Source organism: Roseovarius sp. 10 (assembly GCF_033100315.1).
GTDB lineage: Bacteria > Pseudomonadota > Alphaproteobacteria > Rhodobacterales > Rhodobacteraceae > M30B80.
The window spans coordinates 658,727-677,831 of record NZ_JAWLVH010000001.1; the positions used below are offsets into that span (position 1 = coordinate 658,727).

Here is a 19,105-nt window from a genome sequence, read left to right on the forward strand (position 1 = left end):
AGAAAATGAGCGTCATCACACTGGGCCTCATCATGGGCATCTGTGGCACTGTTGCGATGGATATCTGGGCGGTCATCCTGACACGGATTGCGGGCATCCCTGCGCCCAATTGGGGCAATGTGGGCCGTTGGGTTGCGCATTTGGGGCGCGGGACAGTGTTTCACGCTGATATCAATACCAGCACCCCCGTGGCCCGCGAACGCCTAATTGGTTGGATTTTCCACTATGCGGTCGGTGCGGTCTATGGTGCGCTGTTTTTGGGGATCATGGGCCAAGCGTGGTTAAGCGCGCCCAATTTCCTGCCGCTTTGGATTTTCGCGATCCTGACCATCGGGGCGGGATGGTTTTTGTTGCATCCAGGCCTCGGGCTTGGATGGGCGCTTGCCAAAACCGCCGCCCCATGGAAGGGGCGGGTTTTGGGCCTTATGGCCCATACGGTCTTTGGCCTTGGAATGTGGATGGGCGCGGTGGCGCTTGGTTAACGATGCGCGTGGATATAGCGCAACAGGCTTGCGGTAGAAGGGTCTAACCCCTCTGCCCCCGCCGCGCCTTCAACGGCGGGTTGCAGCGCCAAAGCCAGTTCTTTGCCCAATTCCACCCCCCATTGGTCATAGGAATTGATCCCCAAAATTACCCCTTCCACAAACACCCGATGCTCATAAAGGGCGATGATCTGCCCCAAGGTGAACGGGGTCAGGCGGGGGTAGATCAGCGTGGTTGACGGGCGATTGCCCATGAAAACGCGGTGCCGCGCTTGGCGTTCCAATTCCGCACCAGACAGGCCTTTTGCAGCCATCATGCCGCGCGCCACCTCAAGGCTACGGCCCTGCATCAAGGCCTGAGATTGCGCCAAGCAATTCGACAAGAGCAGGGTATGGTGATGCGCCAATTCAGGCTCATGCCCTGCGGCGGCCACCATAAATTCGCACGGAACGACACGCGTGCCCTGATGGATCAGCTGATAAAACGCGTGTTGCCCATTTGTGCCCGGCTCGCCCCAAACAATCGGGCCTGAATGATATGGCAAATCCTGCCCATCCATAGACACGCCCTTGCCGTTCGATTCCATTTCCAATTGCTGCAAATAGGCGGGCAGACGCGATAGGCGTTGGTCATAGGGCAACACCGCGCGGGTCGCATGACCGCAAACCTGATTGTGCCACAGCCCGACCAAGGCCAATAATACGGGCATATTCTCGGGAAGATCAGCCTCGCGGAAATGGGCATCCATGGCCGCCGCACCCGCAAGGAATTCGTCAAACTGTTTTGGCCCAATGGCCAGCATCACCCCAAGGCCAATTGGCCCCCAGAGGGAATAGCGCCCGCCGACCCAATCCTCGAACCCAAACACGCGGGACGGATCAATACCATAGGCCGCTGTTTTATCCGTGGCAGAGGACAGGGCCACGAATTGCGCGGCAGGCTCGTTGACCGCCTGCGCCATCCAATCGCGCGCCGTTTGCGCATTGGTCATGGTTTCAATCGTGGTAAAGGTTTTCGAGGCCACAATGACCAAAGTTGTTGTTGGATCAAGCCCTTGCAGCGTGTCGTTGATATGTGCCCCATCCACGTTTGACACATAATGCACGCGCGGCCCATCGTGATAAGGTGCAAGCGCAAGCGTGGCCATCGCAGGGCCCAGATCAGACCCGCCAATCCCAATATTGATCACATCCGTGATCTTGCCGCCCTGCCCCTTATAGCGGCCTGCGCGCAGATCATCGGCGAACTGTGCCATACGGGCGCGGGTTTCTTGCACGGCAGGCAGAACATCCACCCCATCCACCATGATCGGGCCAGAGGGCGCGCGCAAGGCCGTGTGCAGCACCGCGCGACCTTCGGTTTCATTGATCTTTTCGCCCGCGAACATCGCCGTGCGTTTTTCTTCGACATTGGACTTGCGCGCCAATTCCACCAAGAGTGACAGCACCTCATCGGTGATATGTGTCTTAGAAAAATCGAACATCATATCGCCCGTCTTGGCCAAAAACCGCGCAGCGCGGGCAGGATCATTGTCAAAAAGCTGCGACATACGGGTGCTGCGCAGGTGATCCCACGCGGTGGAAAGCTCTGTCCAGATGGTCATGATTTACTCAGCCCAATGAATGGTGGCGGTCTTTAAAACAGTGGCAATTGGTGCTTGATCTTCAGGCAAGTCTGCGGCCCGCTCAAGTGCTGCGCGCTTTTCTGGCCCTGTGATCAAGATATGGCAATGCAGCGCGGCTTTCAGCACGGGGGCGCTCAAGGTGATCCGCGGCTCGCCCGCATTTGCGGCCCGCATCGCCATCAGGGGCGGCGCATCTGCGCTGAGAGCTGCGTTGAGATTATCCCCATCGGGAAAGAGGCTTGCGGTATGCATATCTGCGCCCATCCCCAACAGCAAAACTGTGATCGGCAAATGCGGCAACAGCCCGTTTGTCAGATCGGGGATGCCATCCTCTGGCGTATCGGCGCCGTTAAATAAGGGAATTAACTTTGCCGCGGATGCCTTTGATTGTAATAGAGTTTCCCTCAAAAGTCTTGTGTTGGAGCGTGGGCTATCCTCACCAAGCCAGCGTTCATCATTGAGAAAGACTGCAACATCGCGCCAAGCCAAATCCACTTCGGCCAAGGTTTTGAACACAGGGCCCGGTGTCGTGCCGCCTGGAACACAGAGCGAGGCACGCCCCGCCATGCGCAAGGCCTGCCCTAATTCCGAGGCGATACGATCCGCCAAGGACATCATCAATAGATCGCGGTCGGGATAGGTGATCAATTCCATGAGATCAGCCCACCTCACGCCAACGCCGCCCATCGCGATGCAACAACATCAGCGCATCTTCTGGCCCTGTGCTAAAGGCCTGATAGGGCACGGGGCGCTCATTGCGCGATTGCCACCCTTGGATGATTGGATCCGTCCAACGCCAAGCTGCCTCAACCTCATCGCCGCGCATGAATAGCGTTTGATTGCCACGGATCACATCCATGATCAGCCGCTCATAAGCATCGGGTGCATCGGCCGCATCCGCCCCAAGCGCCTCGGCAAAGGTCATATCAAGCGGCACATCGACCAAACGCATCCCCCCTGGGCCTGGCTCTTTGATGGTGACGCTTAGATCAATGCCCTCATCAGGCTGCAGGCGAATAGACAAAACATTGGGCTTCGTCCCTGCATCCTCATCAAAAATGGAATGGGGCGGTTCTTTGAAATGGATCACAATCTCGGACATCCGCGCGCGCATCCGTTTGCCTGTGCGCAAGTAGAATGGCGTGCCGTTCCACCGCCAATTGGCGATATGCACCTTCATGGCCACAAAACTTTCTGTGCGGCTTTTGGGGTCTTCGACATCGTCCAAATAAGACGCTGTCTTATCGCCTGCTTTATACTGGCCGCGCACAATATCCTCGGGGCGCACAGGATCGAGTGCGCGGATCACCTTAAGCTTTTCATCGCGCACCGCATCAGGGTCAAAATGATTGGGTGGCTCCATCGCGGTCAAACACAGAAGCTGCATCAAATGGTTTTGCACCATATCACGCATCGCGCCTGATTTATCGTAATAGGCCCCCCGCCCGCCAACACCGACCTCTTCGGCCACAGTGATTTGCACATGGTCGACATATTGGGCGTTCCACAGCGGCTCGAACAGGATATTCGCAAAGCGGATCGCCATCAGGTTTTGCACCGTTTCTTTACCCAAATAATGGTCGATGCGGTAAATCTGGCCTTCGTCAAAATGCTCGGCCAGAGTTGCGTTCAAGGCCTTGGCGGTGGCCAGATCATGACCAAAGGGCTTTTCCACCACAATCCGCGCGTCAGAGCGCGCAACTTTATGGGTGTGCAGACGTTCGGCCAGATCGCCAAACAAGGCGGGCGCGACCGAGAAATAAAAGGCCTGCACGACACCATCACGCATTGTTCCCGCGAGATCGGCCCATCCATCCGTGCCGCGCGCATCAATGGCGACATAGCTCAAACGCTGCAAAAACGCGGCAAGGCTGGTTTCATCGCGTCTGGCTTCGGGGGTGAATTCGGCAATGGCCGCGCGGACAAAATCACGAAAGGCTACGTCATCTTGGGATGTGCGCGCTGCGCCGATGATCCGCGCCTCGGGCGGCATTTGCCCGTCATGAAAGCGCCGATAAAGTCCAGGCAGGATTTTGCGCCGCGCCAGATCCCCTGTCGCCCCAAAAATGACCAGATCAAAATCTTCAACTGGAATGACGCGCGAAACCATTTTCTCTCCTTTGCCCTGCATCTGACCCAAATTCTTTGGGAAATTCACAGGTTATTGCCGCCTTTGGCCGCGATTTACGTTAGCGCTAACGAAAGCTAAGGCGGGCTTAGCCAATCTCGAACCCAAAGTCTAGCAGAGCCTGAAGATTTGGCAAAGCGGCGGGGCAGATTTTCGCGCGCTGTGGCGCGGCGTAAAATGAAAAAGGCTCAAGCGGCCTCCCCTCCGCTTGAGCCTCAACGCGACGTGAAACTCCCTTTCGGGGCTCGCGCGTATTCAATGTGCCTGCGACATTTTATCATTTGCAACGATCCGTCAAGAGTTTTGTCACACTCATGTCATCTGGCTTTGGCTTGACCTTTTCCGCCCTGTCGGGCATCGCCTCTGACATTGGGGCGATATTAGGATAAATGCGATGCTGCGCGGGCTCTATAATTGGACAATGGGTTTGGCGGGTCATCGCCACGCCCTGTGGGCCTTGGCGATTGTGTCCTTTGCGGAAAGTTCAATCTTTCCCATTCCCCCTGATATTTTGATGATCCCAATGATCCTTGCGCGGCCCAATCGGGCTTTTTTAATTGCCTCTGTCTGCTTAATCGCCTCAGTTTTGGGGGGTATTGCAGGCTATGCGATTGGGGCGCTGTTCTATGACCAAATCGGCGCGCCGATTTTGGCGGCCCTTGGCAAGGCCGATGCAATGGCCGAGTTTAACACGCGCTTTAATGATCTTGGCTTTTGGCCCGTATTGATCGCAGGGCTAACCCCCTTCCCCTATAAGGTCATCACCATCATGTCAGGGTGGACAGGCCTGCCTTTGGGGACATTCATTGTCACCTCGATCATCGCGCGGGGGATTCGATTCTTTGTCATCGCGGCATTGCTGCGCCAATTCGGCGCCCCTTTACGCGATTTCATCGAGCGCCGTCTGGGGCTGATGTTTACATTGTTCATCGTCATCTTGCTTGGCGGATTTTATGCTGTGAGGTTCATGGGATGATGCGGGATCTGAATTTGTCAAAATTATCCGCCCTCGCGGGTCTGGGGTCTGCCGCGACATTGGCGGGCGCTTTTGGGTTTCAGTATCTTGGCGGGCTTGCGCCCTGCGCCATGTGCCTGTGGCAACGTTGGCCCCATGCGGGCGCTGCACTGGTTGCGCTGTTCATCGTAATCATTGCCGCCATTGCCCCCAAATTGGCGCGCGGCTTGACCCTGATTGGGGCGGGCGCGATGCTCGTGAATGCAGGGATCGCGCTGTATCACACAGGGGTTGAGCGCGGGTGGTGGCAAGGCCCCACCTCCTGCACGGGGGGCGCAGAAGATATCCTGTCGCTTTCGGCCAGTGAATTGCTCTCAACAGACACCGCGCCTGCGATTGTTATGTGTGACGAGGTTGCATGGGCCTTTGCGGGTCTGTCGATGGCCTCATGGAATGGCCTGATTTGCTTGGCCCTGTTCGTGATCTGGGCCAAGGCCGCAGCGGCCAAAGCATAGCCCCACGCCTGTCCCGTGGGCTAGTGATAGGAAATCTCCTCAACGACATTGCGCCATGACCCGTCAGATATCAGCCGCCGATGCGCAAAACGCACAGAATGCAACGGTGCCTCAATCTCGCGCTTCCAGAAATCAATAAATCCGAAAATGCGCGGATAATCTGGCGCGAGATCGTAATCCTGCCAGATGAACACGTTGATAACATTACGATAATCAGGCATCCGATAGTAAAATTCCGCCGTGGTCAGCCCATACCCCTCAAGCATCAGCCCCGTTGCGGTTTCATCACTGTTGCGAGACCCCCAAGTCATCTGCACTTTCCCTTGCTTGGTTCATGATGTCTCATGATTGCAAATGCAAATTAAAAATCAACAAAAACAATGCATTAGCAGCATCCTGCGGTGGCTGATAACAAGCGGTAGACCGACAAAGGCCAATTCACCAGACAGGAGCATTGCGCCCTATATCGCGGGGGTCTATAGTGTCAAATAACAAAATATAGCTGTGCCAAGAGGTGCAGCATGTCATCGCAGAACAAGATCGAAAAGACAGCAGGCCCGCACAGTGACAGATACGCCCGAAACCCCCGAGAATGACCCCGCCACGCTCCCCGCGCGGCACCCGCATTCTGGCCCTTCGATTGATATCGCCGATGAGATGAAAACATCCTTCATCGATTATGCGATGTCGGTGATCATCAGCCGCGCGATCCCCGATTTGCGCGATGGCCTCAAACCCGTGCATCGCCGCATTTTGTTTGCGATGCACGAAACGGGCAACACGCATGAAAAGGCCTATCGGAAATCTGCACGACCCGTGGGCGATGTGATGGGTCAATATCACCCGCATGGCGACAGTGCGATCTATGACGCGCTTGTGCGGATGGCGCAGCCTTTTTCGATGTCCCTGCCCCTGCTCGATGGTCAGGGCAATTTCGGCTCTATGGATGGCGATAACCCCGCCGCCATGCGCTATACCGAAGTGCGCATGGACAAACCCGCCGCCTATCTTTTGGCCGATATCGACAAGGACACGGTCAATTTCCAAGACAATTATGATGGCAAGCAAAAAGAACCCACCGTTCTGCCTGCGCGCTTTCCCAATATGTTGGTCAATGGTGCGGGCGGCATTGCGGTTGGCATGGCCACCAATATCCCACCCCATAATTTGGGCGAGGTGATTGATGCCTGTCAGGCCTTGATCCAAGATCCCGACCTCAGTTCGGAACAGTTGATCGAGTTTATCCCTGCCCCCGATTTCCCCACAGGCGGGATCATCTTGGGCCGCTCTGGCGCAAGGCGGGCCTATACCGAGGGGCGCGGCAGCGTGGTCATTCGCGCGCGCACCCATGTTGAGGAAATTCGTAAAGACCGCTTTGCCATCATTATTGATGAGATCCCCTATCAGGTGAACAAGGCCTCGATGATCGAACGCATTGCAGAATTGGTGCGCGAGAAAAAGGTCGAAGGCATCTCAGGCGTGGCGGACGAATCTGATCGCAACGGCGTGCGCGTTGTGATCGAGTTGAAACGCGATGCCACCCCTGATGTAGTGCTGAACCAATTGTTCCGCTTTAGCCAGATGCAGACCTCCTTTGGCTGCAATATGTTGGCGCTGAATGGCGGGCGGCCCGAGCAGTTGGATTTGCGGGGCTTTTTGACCGCCTTTATCGCTTTCCGCGAGGAGGTCGTGGCACGCCGCACCGCGTTTGAGTTGAACAAAGCACGCGAACGCAGTCACATTCTGTGTGGTTTGGCGGTTGCCGTCTCCAATGTCGATGAGGTTGTGGCCACGATCCGCGCCTCCGCAGATGCGGCAGCGGCGCGCGAAGCCTTGATGACACGGCGCTGGCCAGCAGCGGATATTGCCGCCTATATCCGTCTGATTGACGACCCGACCCATACCATGAACGATGACGGCACCTATAACCTCTCCGAGGCGCAGGCGCGCGCGATTTTGGAACTGCGCCTGCAACGCCTGACCCAGATTGGCGTCAAGGAAGTGACGGATGAGTTGGAGGAACTCGCAGGTAAGATCAAAGAATATCTTGCCATCCTCGCCAGCCGTGATCGGATCATGGCGATCATCTCGGAAGAATTGGCCGAGGTGAAAACGGCCTTCGCCGTGCCGCGCCGCACCGAGATTGTCGATTGGTCTGGCGACATGGATGACGAAGACCTGATCGAACGCGAAGACATGGTCGTGACCGTCACCGCAGGTGGCTATATCAAGCGCACGGCCTTGGCTGAATTCCGCGCACAAAAACGCGGCGGCAAAGGGCTATCGGGCGGCAGCCTCAAGGAAGACGATGTCGTAACATCGCTCTTTGTGGCCAATACCCACACCCAGCTTTTGTTCTTCACCACCGATGGGATGGTCTACAAGCTCAAGACATGGCGCTTGCCGCTTGGCAGCCGCACATCAAAAGGCAAGGCCATTGTGAATATCCTGCCCATTCCTGTGGGGGTTACGATTGCGGCGATCATGCCGGTTGATCGCCCCGAGGAAGATTGGGGCGATCTGCAAATTATCTTTGCCACATCCGCAGGCGATGTGCGCCGCAACCAATTGTCGGATTTCACCAATGTGAAATCAAACGGCAAGATTGCAATGAAATTGCCCGAAGATGGGACAGTCAGCCTTGTGAATGCGCGCATCTGCACCGAGGAAGACGATGTGATGTTGGTCACCGAAGGGGGGCGCGCGATCCGCTTCTCTTGCACCGATGTCCGCGTCTTTAAGGGCCGCGACAGCACAGGCGTGCGCGGCATCCGTTTGGGTGATGGGGAATCTGTGGTTTCCATGGCCGTGATCCGCCATTTCACCGCTGACCCTGCTGAGCGCGCCGCCTATCTCAAACAGCGCCGCGCCTTGGCAGGTGCGCCCGAAGATGAGGTCGAAACGGACGAGGATGAGGGCGTGGTGGCCGAAGGCACCCTTAGCCCTGAACGCTTTGCCGAAATGCGCGCCTCAGAGGATTTGATCCTGACCATTACAGAAAGCGGGTCTGGAAAGTTATCTTCAAGCCATGATTACCCTGTCAGGGGCCGTGGCGGCATGGGGGTTATGGCCATCGACAAGGCGATGCGCGGCGGGCCACTGGTGGCAGCCTTCCCTGTCGAGATGACCGATCAGATCATGCTCGCCTCATCAACGGGTCAATCTATTCGCGTGCCTGTTGAGGGCATCTCATTCCGTTCACGCTCGGCAGGTGGGGTGAAGGTGTTTAACACCAAGGCAGGCGAAACCGTTGTGTCAGTCGCGCGCATCGTTGAAGGTGATGACGAGGACACCGCCACGGCGGATGCGGATGCGGCCGAGGCCAGCGCAGAGAGCTGAAGCTCAGGCCCGCTCAAACCAAAAATTTACGACCCACATCAAGGGCCGCACCGCCAAGGCGCGTGCGGGCCTTACGATTTAAGATAAATTGCGGCCATTAACCATATGATATAATTCATATATATTTTTTCTTCACCATGCGCCATTTGCAAAAGAACCTTTGTTGAAAGCGCGTTCTGATGGCTGCACCAATCTCGCAATTTTGCCTTTGCCTCGGTCTGGCCTCTTTGGCTGCGGATATGGCGCACGCCGATAATTTGGGCCTGCGTGCCGCAACGCTTGGGCTTAACAGCACTGGTGCTGACCAAAATGGGGCGCATCTCAATCTTGATTACGCGATTACCGCGCATCACGGGTTTGAGGTGAATTTTGATCTGGCCGATACCGAAATCGGCACCATTGGCGCCGTTCGGGCAGGCCTACACCTCAGCCCTGCCGCTGATCGGCGCTATGGTCTTTTTGCCTATTTGGCCGATCTCAACAATGAAAGCAGCCGCTGGGGTGGGCTTGGCATTCAAGGGCGCCGTGAAATTGCAGGGCTTACGTTGGGGGCTTATGGCGGGCTTGGCCTGCGCGACAGCGCCATGGCGACACGCCCCCTTGGGGATGCAGATGTGCTTTTTGCAGGTGGTGAGATCCGTCTTGATCTGGGCCCCGCATGGCAGGCCTTTGCGCAAATCGGACTTGCAGAATTTGACGAATTGCGCCTGTCCACAACGCAGGTCACTGGCGAAATTGGTGTGCAATGGCTGGATCACAGCGGTGCAGTTGCGGTGACGGCAAGCTATGGTTTTGAAGAATTCTCCAACCCCGCCTTGCGCGATAGAGGCCAGTTCCGTCTTGGGGTCGAGATCGCCTTGGGGAACCGCCCTGTTTACACGCCCCTGCCCTTTGCAGACCCATTCCTGCCTGTGGTGGCGCGCGGCCTGTAACGCCCCCCAAAAAACCCGTTTCACCCTGCCCCGCTTTTGATCTAAGAAGCGCCCATGTCAGATAACGCGCTTCATATCATTGGCGGCGGCATGGCGGGCTCTGAGGCCGCTTGGCAGGCCGCAGAGCTTGGTCAACAGGTCGTCATCCATGAGATGCGCCCAAAGATTGGCACATTTGCCCATCAAACTGGGCATTTGGCGGAAATGGTATGTTCCAATTCCTTCCGCTCGGATGATCACGAACAAAACGCGGTCGGCCTTTTGCATTGGGAAATGCGCGCGGCAGGTGGCCTCATTATGGAAATGGCCTATCACCACCGCCTGCCTGCAGGGGGCGCATTGGCGGTGGATCGTGATGCTTTCGCCCAAGCCGTCACAGCGCGGCTGCACGCGCATCCCAATATTACGATTGAGGAAGGCGAAATCAGCACCCTGCCCGAAACAGGCCATTGGATCATAGCAACAGGCCCGTTGACATCAGGCGCGCTGGCACAGGCCATTGCCAAAGAGGCAGGTCAAGACAGCCTTGCCTTTTTCGATGCCATCGCCCCCATCGTTTATGCCGAGAGTATCGACATGTCGCGGGCGTGGATGCAGTCGCGCTACGACAAGGGCGAAACCGAGGAAGAGCAGCGCGCTTATCTCAACTGCCCCATGACGCGCGACCAGTATGAGGCCTTTATCGATGCCCTGCTGGCTGCCGAAAAAACCGAGTTTCACGAAGGCGAAACGGCGGGCTATTTCGATGGATGCCTGCCGATTGAGGTCATGGCAGAACGGGGCCGCGAAACCCTGCGCCACGGGCCTATGAAACCTGTGGGCTTAACCAACCCGCATCAGCCCGATGTGAAACCTTGGGCTGTGGTGCAGCTGCGCCGCGACAATAAACTGGGCACGCTTTACAATATCGTGGGCTTTCAAACCAAAATGAAATACGGCGCACAGACCGAGGTGTTGCGCATGATCCCCGGTTTGGAGGAGGCACGATTTGCCCGTCTTGGCGGCATTCATCGCAACACCTTCATCAATTCCCCCACGCTTCTCGATGCGCAAATGCGGTTGAAATCCATGCCGCATATCCGCTTTGCGGGCCAAATCACGGGGGTTGAGGGCTATGTTGAATCGGCGGCAATGGGTCTGCTAGCGGGGCGCTACGCGGTGGCAGAATTGCGCGGCCTCACCCCGCCCGATTTGCCCAATACCACCGCGATGGGGGCCTTGATCCATCACATCACAGGCGGGGCGGAGGCGAAAACCTTTCAGCCGATGAATGTGAATTTCGGTCTTTTTCCCCCGGTCGAAGGCCCGAAATCGGGGCGGCGTGGACGCAAAGACCGCTATAAGGCCTATACGGACCGCGCCAAGACCGATTGGCGCGCATGGCTTGATGCCTTCCCTGCCTAAGGGCTGTGTCACCCGATTTGCCCCGTCCCCCACAGGGCCTTTGCATTTGGGCCATGCCTATAGTGCGTGTCTGGCCCATGACATGGCGCGAATGACGCAGGGGCAATTTTTGCTCAGGATTGAGGATATCGACCAATCCCGCGCCCGCCCGCAATGGGAGGCGCAAATTTATGATGATCTGACATGGTTGGGGCTGTCTTGGCCCCTGCCCGTGATGCGGCAATCCGAGCAGATGGCCCGCTATCGCGCCGCTTTGGATCAATTGGCGCAACAGGGCCTGATTTATCGCTGCACCTGCCGCAGGCGGGATATCGAGGCGGCCAGTGCCGCCCCGCAGGAAGGGGCCCCCACATTCGGGCCAGATGGGCGCATCTATCCTGGCACTTGTCGCGGCCAGACTGTGACCAGTGCCGCCGAGGCCGAAGGGGCCGCCTTACGCCTTGATCTGGCGCGCGCCTTTGAGCGCCTTGCGCAAATGCGTTTCACAGAAACAGGGCCATGCCATCAGGGGCGGCATGAGATCACGCGCGATGCCGCGCTGGCCCATATTGGCGACCCTGTATTGGCGCGGCCAGACATGGGCAGCTCTTACCATCTCAGCGTGGTGGTTGATGACGCGGCACAAGGCGTGACCCATGTCATTCGCGGCGAAGATTTATTTGAGGCAACCGCAATCCATGTGATTTTGCAAAATCTGTTGGCCTACCCCGTGCCGCAATATCATCATCACGCCTTGATCCGTGATGAGCAGGGCAAACGTCTGGCCAAGCGCGATGATGCGCGCGCTATTGCCCTTTATCGGGATACAGGAAAAACCCCTGCGGATATTCGTGCAATGGTCGGGCTTTAGCCCTCGGGTTGCATCAATTCGACCTCGCCCCCCTCGCGGATCGCGGTGTAAAAGCAGCTGCGGCGATTGGTGTGGCAGGCAGGCCCCGTTTGCCGAACCACGAGCAAAAGACAATCGCGGTCACAATCCACTCGCAGATCAACCAAATCCTGCACATGGCCCGAGCTTTCACCCTTAACCCAAAAAGCCGCGCGCGAGCGGCTCCAATAGGTGACTTTGCCTGTTTCTAGGGTTTTTACGAGAGAGGCGCGGTTCATCCATGCCATCATCAGCACATCGCCCGTCTCGGCGCATTGCGCAATCGCAGGGATCAGACCCGCCTCATTATAGCGCAGGCTATCTGGGTCAAATTCCACAGCACCCGTCATTTCCACATCTCACCCTTTCCAAATGGTCATATTCACACTAGCTCTTGGGGGGAGATCATGGAAGGGGCCGAGACGCGCATGGCTGAGATGAGCGACACAAAATCCGATTTGGTGCAGCTATATTCGCAGCGAATTCTGGCATTGGCGGCGGATATTCCGCATCACGGGCGGCTTGAGGCGCCACAGGCCAGTGTCAAGCGGCGGGCCCCGCTTTGCGGATCAACCGTTACAGTGGATTTGGATATCGCCGAGGGGCGGATCAGCCGCTTTGCCCAAGATGTAAAGGCCTGCGCACTCGGTCAGGCCTCCGCCGCATTGATGGGTGCCCATATTCTGGGCCGCAACCGTGCCGAAATTGCCGCCGCCCGAGACGCGCTTGCCGCCATGCTCAAAGGTGAGGGGAACGGGCCAGAGGCCCCATTTGAGGGTTATGAGGTGCTGACCCCCGCCCGCGATTATCGCAATCGCCACGCCTCTATCATGCTGTCACTCGAAGCGACCCTTGAGGCGATGGAGCGCGCCGAAGACCCCTAAAAAAAACCGCCCCTGCAGGGCAATGCAAAGGGGCGGTCACAGTGATGCGGTGTATCGTTTCAACCGTGCGATTGGGGGATCGCGCGGCCTATCGGCATTGGGGACAGATCCGAGGCAAGGATCATGATGCCAAGGGGGCGCATACCCCTGAAACCTGAACCGCAGGCAGAAAACTTAGAAAAATTGCGGCAGATGCAGCAGCCCCATCGCCAAAACAACAAGGGACATCGCCCCGCAAAGATCGGCCAAAAGCGTGGTGGATGAACGCGTGATAATCGTTTTTACATCTGACAACATGGGCCATCTCCCGTTAATGTTGCCGGATTGTTCTCATACCCTGACGCGAGTCGTCAAGAACTTTTTGAGAACATTTGTGAACAAAGCGGGTCAGCCCGCCGAAATCAGGCGAATAGCCTTATCTTGCTCAAGCAACCATAACAGGGTGCGTGCGGCCTGACCGCGCGGCCCCTCAAGCGATGGATCAAGCGCCAAAAGCGCGCGCGCATCGCTTTGCGCCATCGCCATCAAGCCGCCATGTTGTTCCAGATCGGCCACGCGAAACCGCGGCAGACCAGATTGCGCCGTGCCAATCACATCGCCTGCGCCACGAATGGCCAAATCTTCTTCTGCGATGACAAAGCCATCATCCGTGTCGCGCAGGACATGCAAGCGGCGCTTGGCCGTTTCTGTCAGGCCATTGCGATAAAGCAGCACGCAAGTCGATGCACGGCTGCCGCGCCCCACCCGCCCCCGCAATTGATGCAGCTGCGCCATGCCGAAAAGATCGGCCTGTTCAATCACCATAATGCTGGCATTTGGCACATCCACCCCCACCTCAACCACCGTGGTGGCCACCAGAACCTTGGTGCGGTTTTCATTGAATTCGGTCATGGCCGCATCTTTTTCAGGGCCGCTCATCTGCCCATGGACAAGGCCCACCACCCCCTCGCCCAGTCGTGCGCGCAAGGATTTAAAGCGTTCTTCAGCGGCGGTGGCCTCGTAAACTTCGGATTCCTCAACCAATGGGCAAATCCAATAGGCTTGCTGGCCCTCTGCCACCGCCTTTTGCAGATGTGCCACCACCTCATCCATCCGCGCCTCGGACACCAAAGCCGTGGTGATCTTTTGACGATTGGCGGGTTTTTCATCCAAGATCGACAGATCCATATCGCCATATTGCGCAAGGCTCAGCGTGCGGGGAATGGGCGTGGCCGTCATCACCAACATATCCGCCAAAGCGCCCTTTTCCCCCAATCGCAGGCGTTCGCGCACGCCAAAGCGGTGCTGCTCGTCCACAATCGCCAAACGCAGATCGGCAAATTCAACATCCTCTTGAAACACGGCATGGGTGCCGACCAAGATCGCGATATCGCCGCGCGCAAGGGCGGCCAGTTTTGCGGCCCGCTCGCGCCCCTTATCCGCCCCTGTGAGAACCTCAAGCACGACACCTGCCGCTTCGGCCAAGGGGCGCAGATTGGCGGCGTGCTGTTGCGCAAGGATCGAGGTGGGCGCCATCATCACCCCCTGCCCACCCGCCTCGACCGCCGCCAAAAGCGCCATCAAAGCAACAAGGGTTTTGCCCGCCCCAACATCGCCCTGCAACAGGCGGCTCATCCGTTCGGGCGCGGCCATATCGGCCACGATTTCCGCAATGGCGCGGGTCTGTGCGCCCGTGGGGCTGTAGGGCAAGCTTTGCAGAACCTTGGCCCGCAGCGCACCATCGCCTTGGCTGATCCGCCCTTTGCGCCGCTTGGCCCGCGCCCGCGCAAGGGCAAGGGTCAATTGATGAGCAAACAATTCGTCATAGGCCAGACGCAGCCGCGGCTTGGCATTGGGGGCGGCCTCACTGGCCGATTGCATATGGTGCTGTGCCCGCATCGCAGTGGCCCAATCGGGCCACCCCTCGCGCGCCTTTAGGGCGGGATCAATCCATTCGGGCAGGTCAGGCACGGCTTGCAAGGCATCGGCAATCGCGCGCGCCATGATCTTTTGCGTCAACCCTTGCCCAAGCGGATAAATCGCCTCGAATTTGGGGAGGGTTTCCGCCTCCTCAACGGGCAGGATGTGATCAGGATGCACGATTTGCGCAATCCCATCGAAAAGCTCAACCTTGCCCGAGATCAGACGCCGCGCGCCTATGGGCAAAAGCTTTTCGAGATAGGGCGCACGCGCGTGAAAAAATACCAGATCAAAGGCGGTTTGACTGTCGGTGACCGTAACCCGATAGGGCCCACGCCCGCGGGACGGGGGCGGGCGGTGACGGATCACCTCAACCTCTAGCGTGGCAATGCGCGGTGGGGTGATTTCAGCAAGGCGCGTTACGGGGCGGCGATCCACCACACCCACGGGCAAGGTGTAAATCAGATCTTTCGGGGTTTCGATATGAAGATGCCCCAATGCCTGCGCAGCTTTGGGGCCAATACCAGATAGGCCCTCAAGGCGCGAGAAGAGCCCGAACAAAACCTCTGGTCGGCCCTGCGCGGCCATGGGTTAAAGATCCCCAATGAGGGCCAACCACGCATCTTCATCAATGGTTTCAATGCCCAATTCTGCGGCCTTTTTGGCCTTTGATCCTGCCCCAGGCCCTGCAACCAAAAGGTCGGTTTTGGCAGAAACCGAACCTGCGACCTTGGCCCCCAAACTTTCGGCACGCGATTTGGCCTCTGCGCGGGTCATCTTTTCGAGACTGCCCGTGAACACCACTGTCTTGCCCATCACGGGGCTGCCCGACACATCACGAATAGCGGGCGATTGGATCTCAAGATGGGCCACAAGCCGTTCGATTGACGCATATTCACGCGGCTGCGCCCATGCCTCGCAGAGCGCCGTGGCAACCGTATCCCCGATGCCATCAATACCAGTGATTTCGGCCCATGCGGGACTGTCCTCAAGCAATTTTTTGCGCGATTTGGCGTCAGGCGCCGTTGCGGCAGGCTCAAGGCGGGCGGCATGAATGGCCGCGTCAAAGGCGGCCCAACTGCGGAAATGTTCGGCCAAATCCTTGGCCGCCACCTCGCCCACATGGCGGATGCCCAAGGCAAAGATCAGACGGCCGAGGGGGATTTGACGTTTCTCTGCAATCGCAGCGAAAAGATTTTGCGCAGATTTATCCCCCCACCCCTCGCGGTTTTTTAGCTGCTGGATACCGCTGCCATAGCGTGCCTCAAGGGTGAAAATATCGGCAGGCTCGGTGATCCATCCGTCTTTGTTGAATTGTTCGACCTGCTTTGCCCCTAAACCCTCGATGTCAAAGGCCGCGCGCGAGACGAAATGCTTGAGGCGCTCAACCGCTTGGGCTGGGCAGATCAGCCCGCCCGTGCAGCGGCGCACGGAATCGCCCTCCTCACGATGCGCCTCTGATCCGCATTCGGGGCATGTGGTGGGAAAGATATAGGGCTGCGCATCAGCAGGGCGCTGCGTGACATCCACATCTGCAATTTTGGGGATCACATCACCCGCGCGATAGACCTGAACCAAATCACCCACGCGAATATCGCGCCCCGCGCGGATCGCCTCGCCTGTGTTGTTGCGGCCTGCGATGTAATCCTCGTTATGCAGCGTTGCATTCGAGACAACCACACCGCCCACAGTCACGGGGGCAAGCCGCGCTACGGGCGACAACGCGCCTGTGCGCCCCACTTGGATGTCGATCGCCTCGATCCGCGTCCAGGCCAGTTCAGCGGGGAATTTATGCGCAATGGCCCAACGCGGGGTGGTGGCACGCAACCCCAAGCGGCGCTGCAAGGCCAGATCATCGAGCTTGTAGACCACCCCATCAATATCATAGCCAAGACCCGCGCGATCATGGGCAATTGCCTGATAATGGGCGATAATCGCCTCAAGGCTCTCGCAGCGAATGGTTAAGGGATTGGTCAGAAATCCAAAATCACGCAATTTCGCAATCAGTCCAAATTGCGTGTCTGCAAGCGGAGCGGAGACAACCCCAAGCGCATAGGCGAAAAACCGCAGCGGGCGGGCGCGGGTGATCTCGGCATCCAATTGGCGCAGCGATCCTGCGGCCGCATTGCGTGGATTGGCAAAGGTTTTGCCCCCTGCCTGCTCGGCGCGCGCGTTGAGCGCGGCGAAATCTGCGTGGCTCATGTAAACTTCACCGCGCACTTCGAGAATATCGGGACAATCGCTGTGATGGATGGCCTGCGGAATATCGGCAATCGTGCGGGCGTTGGCGGTGACGTTTTCGCCCGTCTCCCCATCGCCGCGCGTGGCGGCATGCACCAAAACGCCGTTTTCATAGCGCAAAGACAGGGACAGCCCATCGATTTTTGGCTCGGCGGTAAAGACCAAGGGCGTGGTATCAGACAGGCCCAAATAGCGCTGAATGCCCGCGATAAATTCCGCGACATCGGCCTCGTCAAAGGCATTGGCCAAGGACATCATGCGTTCGGCATGGGTGATTTTGCCAAAGCCCTCGGCAGGGCTGGCGCCGATTTGCGCGCTTGGACTATCGCCGCGGATCAGATCGGGAAACCGCGCCTCAAGATCCGCGTTTTCGCGTTTCAGGCGGTCATATTCCGCATCGCTGAGGGTGGGCGCGTCTTCTTGGAAATAATCCTTATTGGCGCGCGCCAAAATATCGGCCAATTCGGCCAAACGCTGTGCCGCCTGATCGCGCCCTAAGAGGGATACCCCCGCGCCCGTGTTTTGATCTTCTTCTGACATAGACCGCCTCGCCTGACTGCTGCCCTATAGATATGGGCAGCAGCGGCAGAGGTCTAGCGCAGATCAAGCCGTGGCAGCCAAAGCGGCCTTTGGATGCGGATCACGCAGCACGTAACCACGCCCCCAAACCGTTTCAATATGGTTCTGACCGCCCGAAGCCTCGGACAGTTTTTTGCGCAATTTACAGATGAAAACGTCAATGATCTTCAATTCTGGCTCATCCATGCCGCCGTAAAGATGATTGAGGAACATCTCTTTCGTTAATGTCGTGCCTTTGCGCAGCGATAGCAGCTCAAGCATTTGGTATTCTTTGCCCGTCAAATGCACCGCGCGCCCCGCCACCTCGACCGTTTTGGCATCAAGGTTGACGCAAATCTCACCGGTTTTGATCACCGATTGTGCATGCCCCTTTGAGCGGCGGATAATGGCATGGATGCGCGCCACCAGTTCCTCGCGATGGAAGGGTTTGGTGAGGTAATCATCAGCGCCAAACCCGAATCCTTTGAGTTTGCTATCGGTGTCATCTGCGCCTGTCAGGATCAGGATCGGCGTATCAACCCGCGCCATACGCAATTGGCGCAGCACCTCGAGGCCGGTCATATCAGGCAGATTCAGATCCAAAAGGATCAGATCGTAATCATATAACTTGGCCAGATCGATGCCTTCCTCACCCAAATCGGTGCAGTAGACATTCAGATTGGCGTGCCGCAGCATCATTTCGATGCTTTTCGCGGTGGTTGGATCATCTTCAACCAAGAGAAGCCGCATCTTCTAACCTCCTAATACTCGCTTAAAGAGGATAATCGCGTCAAAAGGTTAATTTAGCTTTAATGCAAAATATGTATAAATTACATATATTATTTATTTTGACTGCGGCCAACTCAATCTTTGCTCGCCTGATGGCGGGCGCGCGGCAGAGCCAGCGGCGGGTGATTTTATGCCCTGCTCGCGTGGATAGTTTTGCACTGCTGTGGCCTTGAGTGCCGCCTCACCATAGCGGCTGGCCTTGGCAAGCCAAGTGTCCAATTCCTCCGCCGACAGATCCCAACGGCTCAGTGCCTCGTCCCGTGAAATAAGGCCTGTCGCAATCGCCCGCAACACGCATGCCTTTCGGCTTGCGACCCACCTTGTGGTGTCTGCGGGGGGCAAATCAGCGCGGGTCATCTGCTGACCATTAGGCAACGTGACGCTGACAGGGCCTTTGGGTTTGCGGATATACATAACTTTATCCTTATTCACGAACGCAGGCCTAGGGCTAACCCCCCAAGCCTTAAGGCAAGGTAAGCGTCCAAG

18 protein-coding genes are annotated in these 19,105 nt (G+C 57.4%); 8 read left to right on the forward strand and 10 right to left on the reverse strand.

Translation table 11 applies throughout. The annotated features are described in order from the left end of the window. Window positions 1–5 precede the first annotated feature (5 nt). Window positions 6–482 carry a DUF2938 domain-containing protein gene (locus RYZ18_RS03330; protein WP_317654957.1) on the forward strand — a complete coding sequence of 159 codons (477 nt, stop codon included), beginning with the start codon at window positions 6–8 and terminating at the stop codon, window positions 480–482. Here RYZ18_RS03330 and pgi read toward each other — a convergent pair. The 3 genes from pgi to zwf are packed head-to-tail and all read right to left on the reverse strand — an operon-like array spanning window position 479 to window position 4,217. Continuing rightward, window positions 479–2,089 carry a glucose-6-phosphate isomerase gene (pgi, locus tag RYZ18_RS03335; protein WP_411567088.1) on the reverse strand — a complete coding sequence of 537 codons (1,611 nt, stop codon included), beginning with the start codon at window positions 2,087–2,089 and terminating at the stop codon, window positions 479–481. The genes RYZ18_RS03330 and pgi overlap by 4 nt on opposite strands. After that, window positions 2,090–2,761 carry a 6-phosphogluconolactonase gene (gene pgl, locus RYZ18_RS03340; protein WP_317654959.1) on the reverse strand — a complete coding sequence of 224 codons (672 nt, stop codon included), beginning with the start codon at window positions 2,759–2,761 and terminating at the stop codon, window positions 2,090–2,092. Between the two features lie 4 nt (window positions 2,762–2,765). After that, entirely contained in the window at window positions 2,766–4,217 is a 1,452-nt protein-coding gene (gene zwf / locus RYZ18_RS03345) for a glucose-6-phosphate dehydrogenase (protein WP_317654960.1), read from the reverse strand. Between the two features lie 412 nt (window positions 4,218–4,629). Here zwf and RYZ18_RS03350 point away from each other — a divergent pair, with 412 nt between their 5' ends. Further along, window positions 4,630–5,211 (forward strand): YqaA family protein, encoded by a 582-nt coding sequence (locus tag RYZ18_RS03350; RefSeq protein ID WP_317654961.1) that lies wholly within the window; start codon window positions 4,630–4,632, stop codon window positions 5,209–5,211. Beyond that, window positions 5,208–5,705, forward strand: a complete 498-nt coding sequence (locus RYZ18_RS03355; RefSeq protein ID WP_317654962.1) for a disulfide bond formation protein B — start codon at window positions 5,208–5,210, stop codon at window positions 5,703–5,705. Before RYZ18_RS03350 ends, RYZ18_RS03355 begins: the two co-directional genes overlap by 4 nt. A gap of 20 nt (window positions 5,706–5,725) precedes the next feature. Here the strand turns inward: RYZ18_RS03355 and RYZ18_RS03360 are convergent, their stop codons facing one another. After that, entirely contained in the window at window positions 5,726–6,016 is a 291-nt protein-coding gene (locus tag RYZ18_RS03360) for an usg protein (RefSeq protein WP_317654963.1), read from the reverse strand. A 253-nt stretch (window positions 6,017–6,269) separates the two neighbouring features. Between RYZ18_RS03360 and gyrA the strand changes: the two genes are divergently transcribed. The 4 genes from gyrA to gluQRS all read left to right on the forward strand — a co-directional run bounded on the left by gyrA (window position 6,270) and on the right by gluQRS (window position 12,230). Continuing rightward, window positions 6,270–9,044: a DNA gyrase subunit A gene (gene gyrA / locus RYZ18_RS03365; protein WP_317654964.1), complete on the forward strand. Its 2,775-nt coding sequence runs from the start codon at window positions 6,270–6,272 to the stop codon at window positions 9,042–9,044. 179 nt (window positions 9,045–9,223) lie between these two features. Next, a complete protein-coding gene (locus RYZ18_RS03370; protein ID WP_317654965.1) occupies window positions 9,224–9,976 on the forward strand; it encodes a hypothetical protein in 753 nt (250 codons plus the stop codon). A 54-nt stretch (window positions 9,977–10,030) separates the two neighbouring features. Then, window positions 10,031–11,380 (forward strand): methylenetetrahydrofolate--tRNA-(uracil(54)-C(5))-methyltransferase (FADH(2)-oxidizing) TrmFO, encoded by a 1,350-nt coding sequence (gene trmFO / locus RYZ18_RS03375; RefSeq protein WP_317654966.1) that lies wholly within the window; start codon window positions 10,031–10,033, stop codon window positions 11,378–11,380. After that, entirely contained in the window at window positions 11,364–12,230 is an 867-nt protein-coding gene (gene gluQRS / locus RYZ18_RS03380) for a tRNA glutamyl-Q(34) synthetase GluQRS (RefSeq protein WP_317654967.1), read from the forward strand. Before trmFO ends, gluQRS begins: the two co-directional genes overlap by 17 nt. Here gluQRS and hisI read toward each other — a convergent pair. Then, entirely contained in the window at window positions 12,227–12,598 is a 372-nt protein-coding gene (gene hisI, locus RYZ18_RS03385; protein ID WP_317654968.1) for a phosphoribosyl-AMP cyclohydrolase, read from the reverse strand. The two genes, gluQRS and hisI, sit on opposite strands and share 4 nt — an antisense overlap. Window positions 12,599–12,685: 87 nt before the next feature. Between hisI and RYZ18_RS03390 the strand changes: the two genes are divergently transcribed. Continuing rightward, window positions 12,686–13,132, forward strand: a complete 447-nt coding sequence (locus RYZ18_RS03390) for an iron-sulfur cluster assembly scaffold protein (protein WP_317655805.1) — start codon at window positions 12,686–12,688, stop codon at window positions 13,130–13,132. 174 nt (window positions 13,133–13,306) lie between these two features. Here the strand turns inward: RYZ18_RS03390 and RYZ18_RS03395 are convergent, their stop codons facing one another. The 5 genes from RYZ18_RS03395 to RYZ18_RS03415 all read right to left on the reverse strand — a co-directional run bounded on the left by RYZ18_RS03395 (window position 13,307) and on the right by RYZ18_RS03415 (window position 19,033). After that, on the reverse strand, window positions 13,307–13,429 hold the full coding sequence (locus RYZ18_RS03395) for a hypothetical protein (RefSeq protein ID WP_317654970.1): 123 nt from the start codon (window positions 13,427–13,429) through the stop codon (window positions 13,307–13,309). A 90-nt stretch (window positions 13,430–13,519) separates the two neighbouring features. After that, window positions 13,520–15,619 carry an ATP-dependent DNA helicase RecG gene (recG, locus tag RYZ18_RS03400; RefSeq protein ID WP_317654971.1) on the reverse strand — a complete coding sequence of 700 codons (2,100 nt, stop codon included), beginning with the start codon at window positions 15,617–15,619 and terminating at the stop codon, window positions 13,520–13,522. Between the two features lie 3 nt (window positions 15,620–15,622). After that, window positions 15,623–17,812 (reverse strand): NAD-dependent DNA ligase LigA, encoded by a 2,190-nt coding sequence (ligA, locus tag RYZ18_RS03405; RefSeq protein ID WP_317654973.1) that lies wholly within the window; start codon window positions 17,810–17,812, stop codon window positions 15,623–15,625. Window positions 17,813–17,875: 63 nt separating this feature from the next. Next, window positions 17,876–18,580: a response regulator transcription factor CtrA gene (ctrA, locus tag RYZ18_RS03410; RefSeq protein WP_317654974.1), complete on the reverse strand. Its 705-nt coding sequence runs from the start codon at window positions 18,578–18,580 to the stop codon at window positions 17,876–17,878. Between the two features lie 93 nt (window positions 18,581–18,673). Continuing rightward, window positions 18,674–19,033 carry a DUF1153 domain-containing protein gene (locus RYZ18_RS03415; protein ID WP_317654975.1) on the reverse strand — a complete coding sequence of 120 codons (360 nt, stop codon included), beginning with the start codon at window positions 19,031–19,033 and terminating at the stop codon, window positions 18,674–18,676. Window positions 19,034–19,105: the final 72 nt, after the last annotated feature.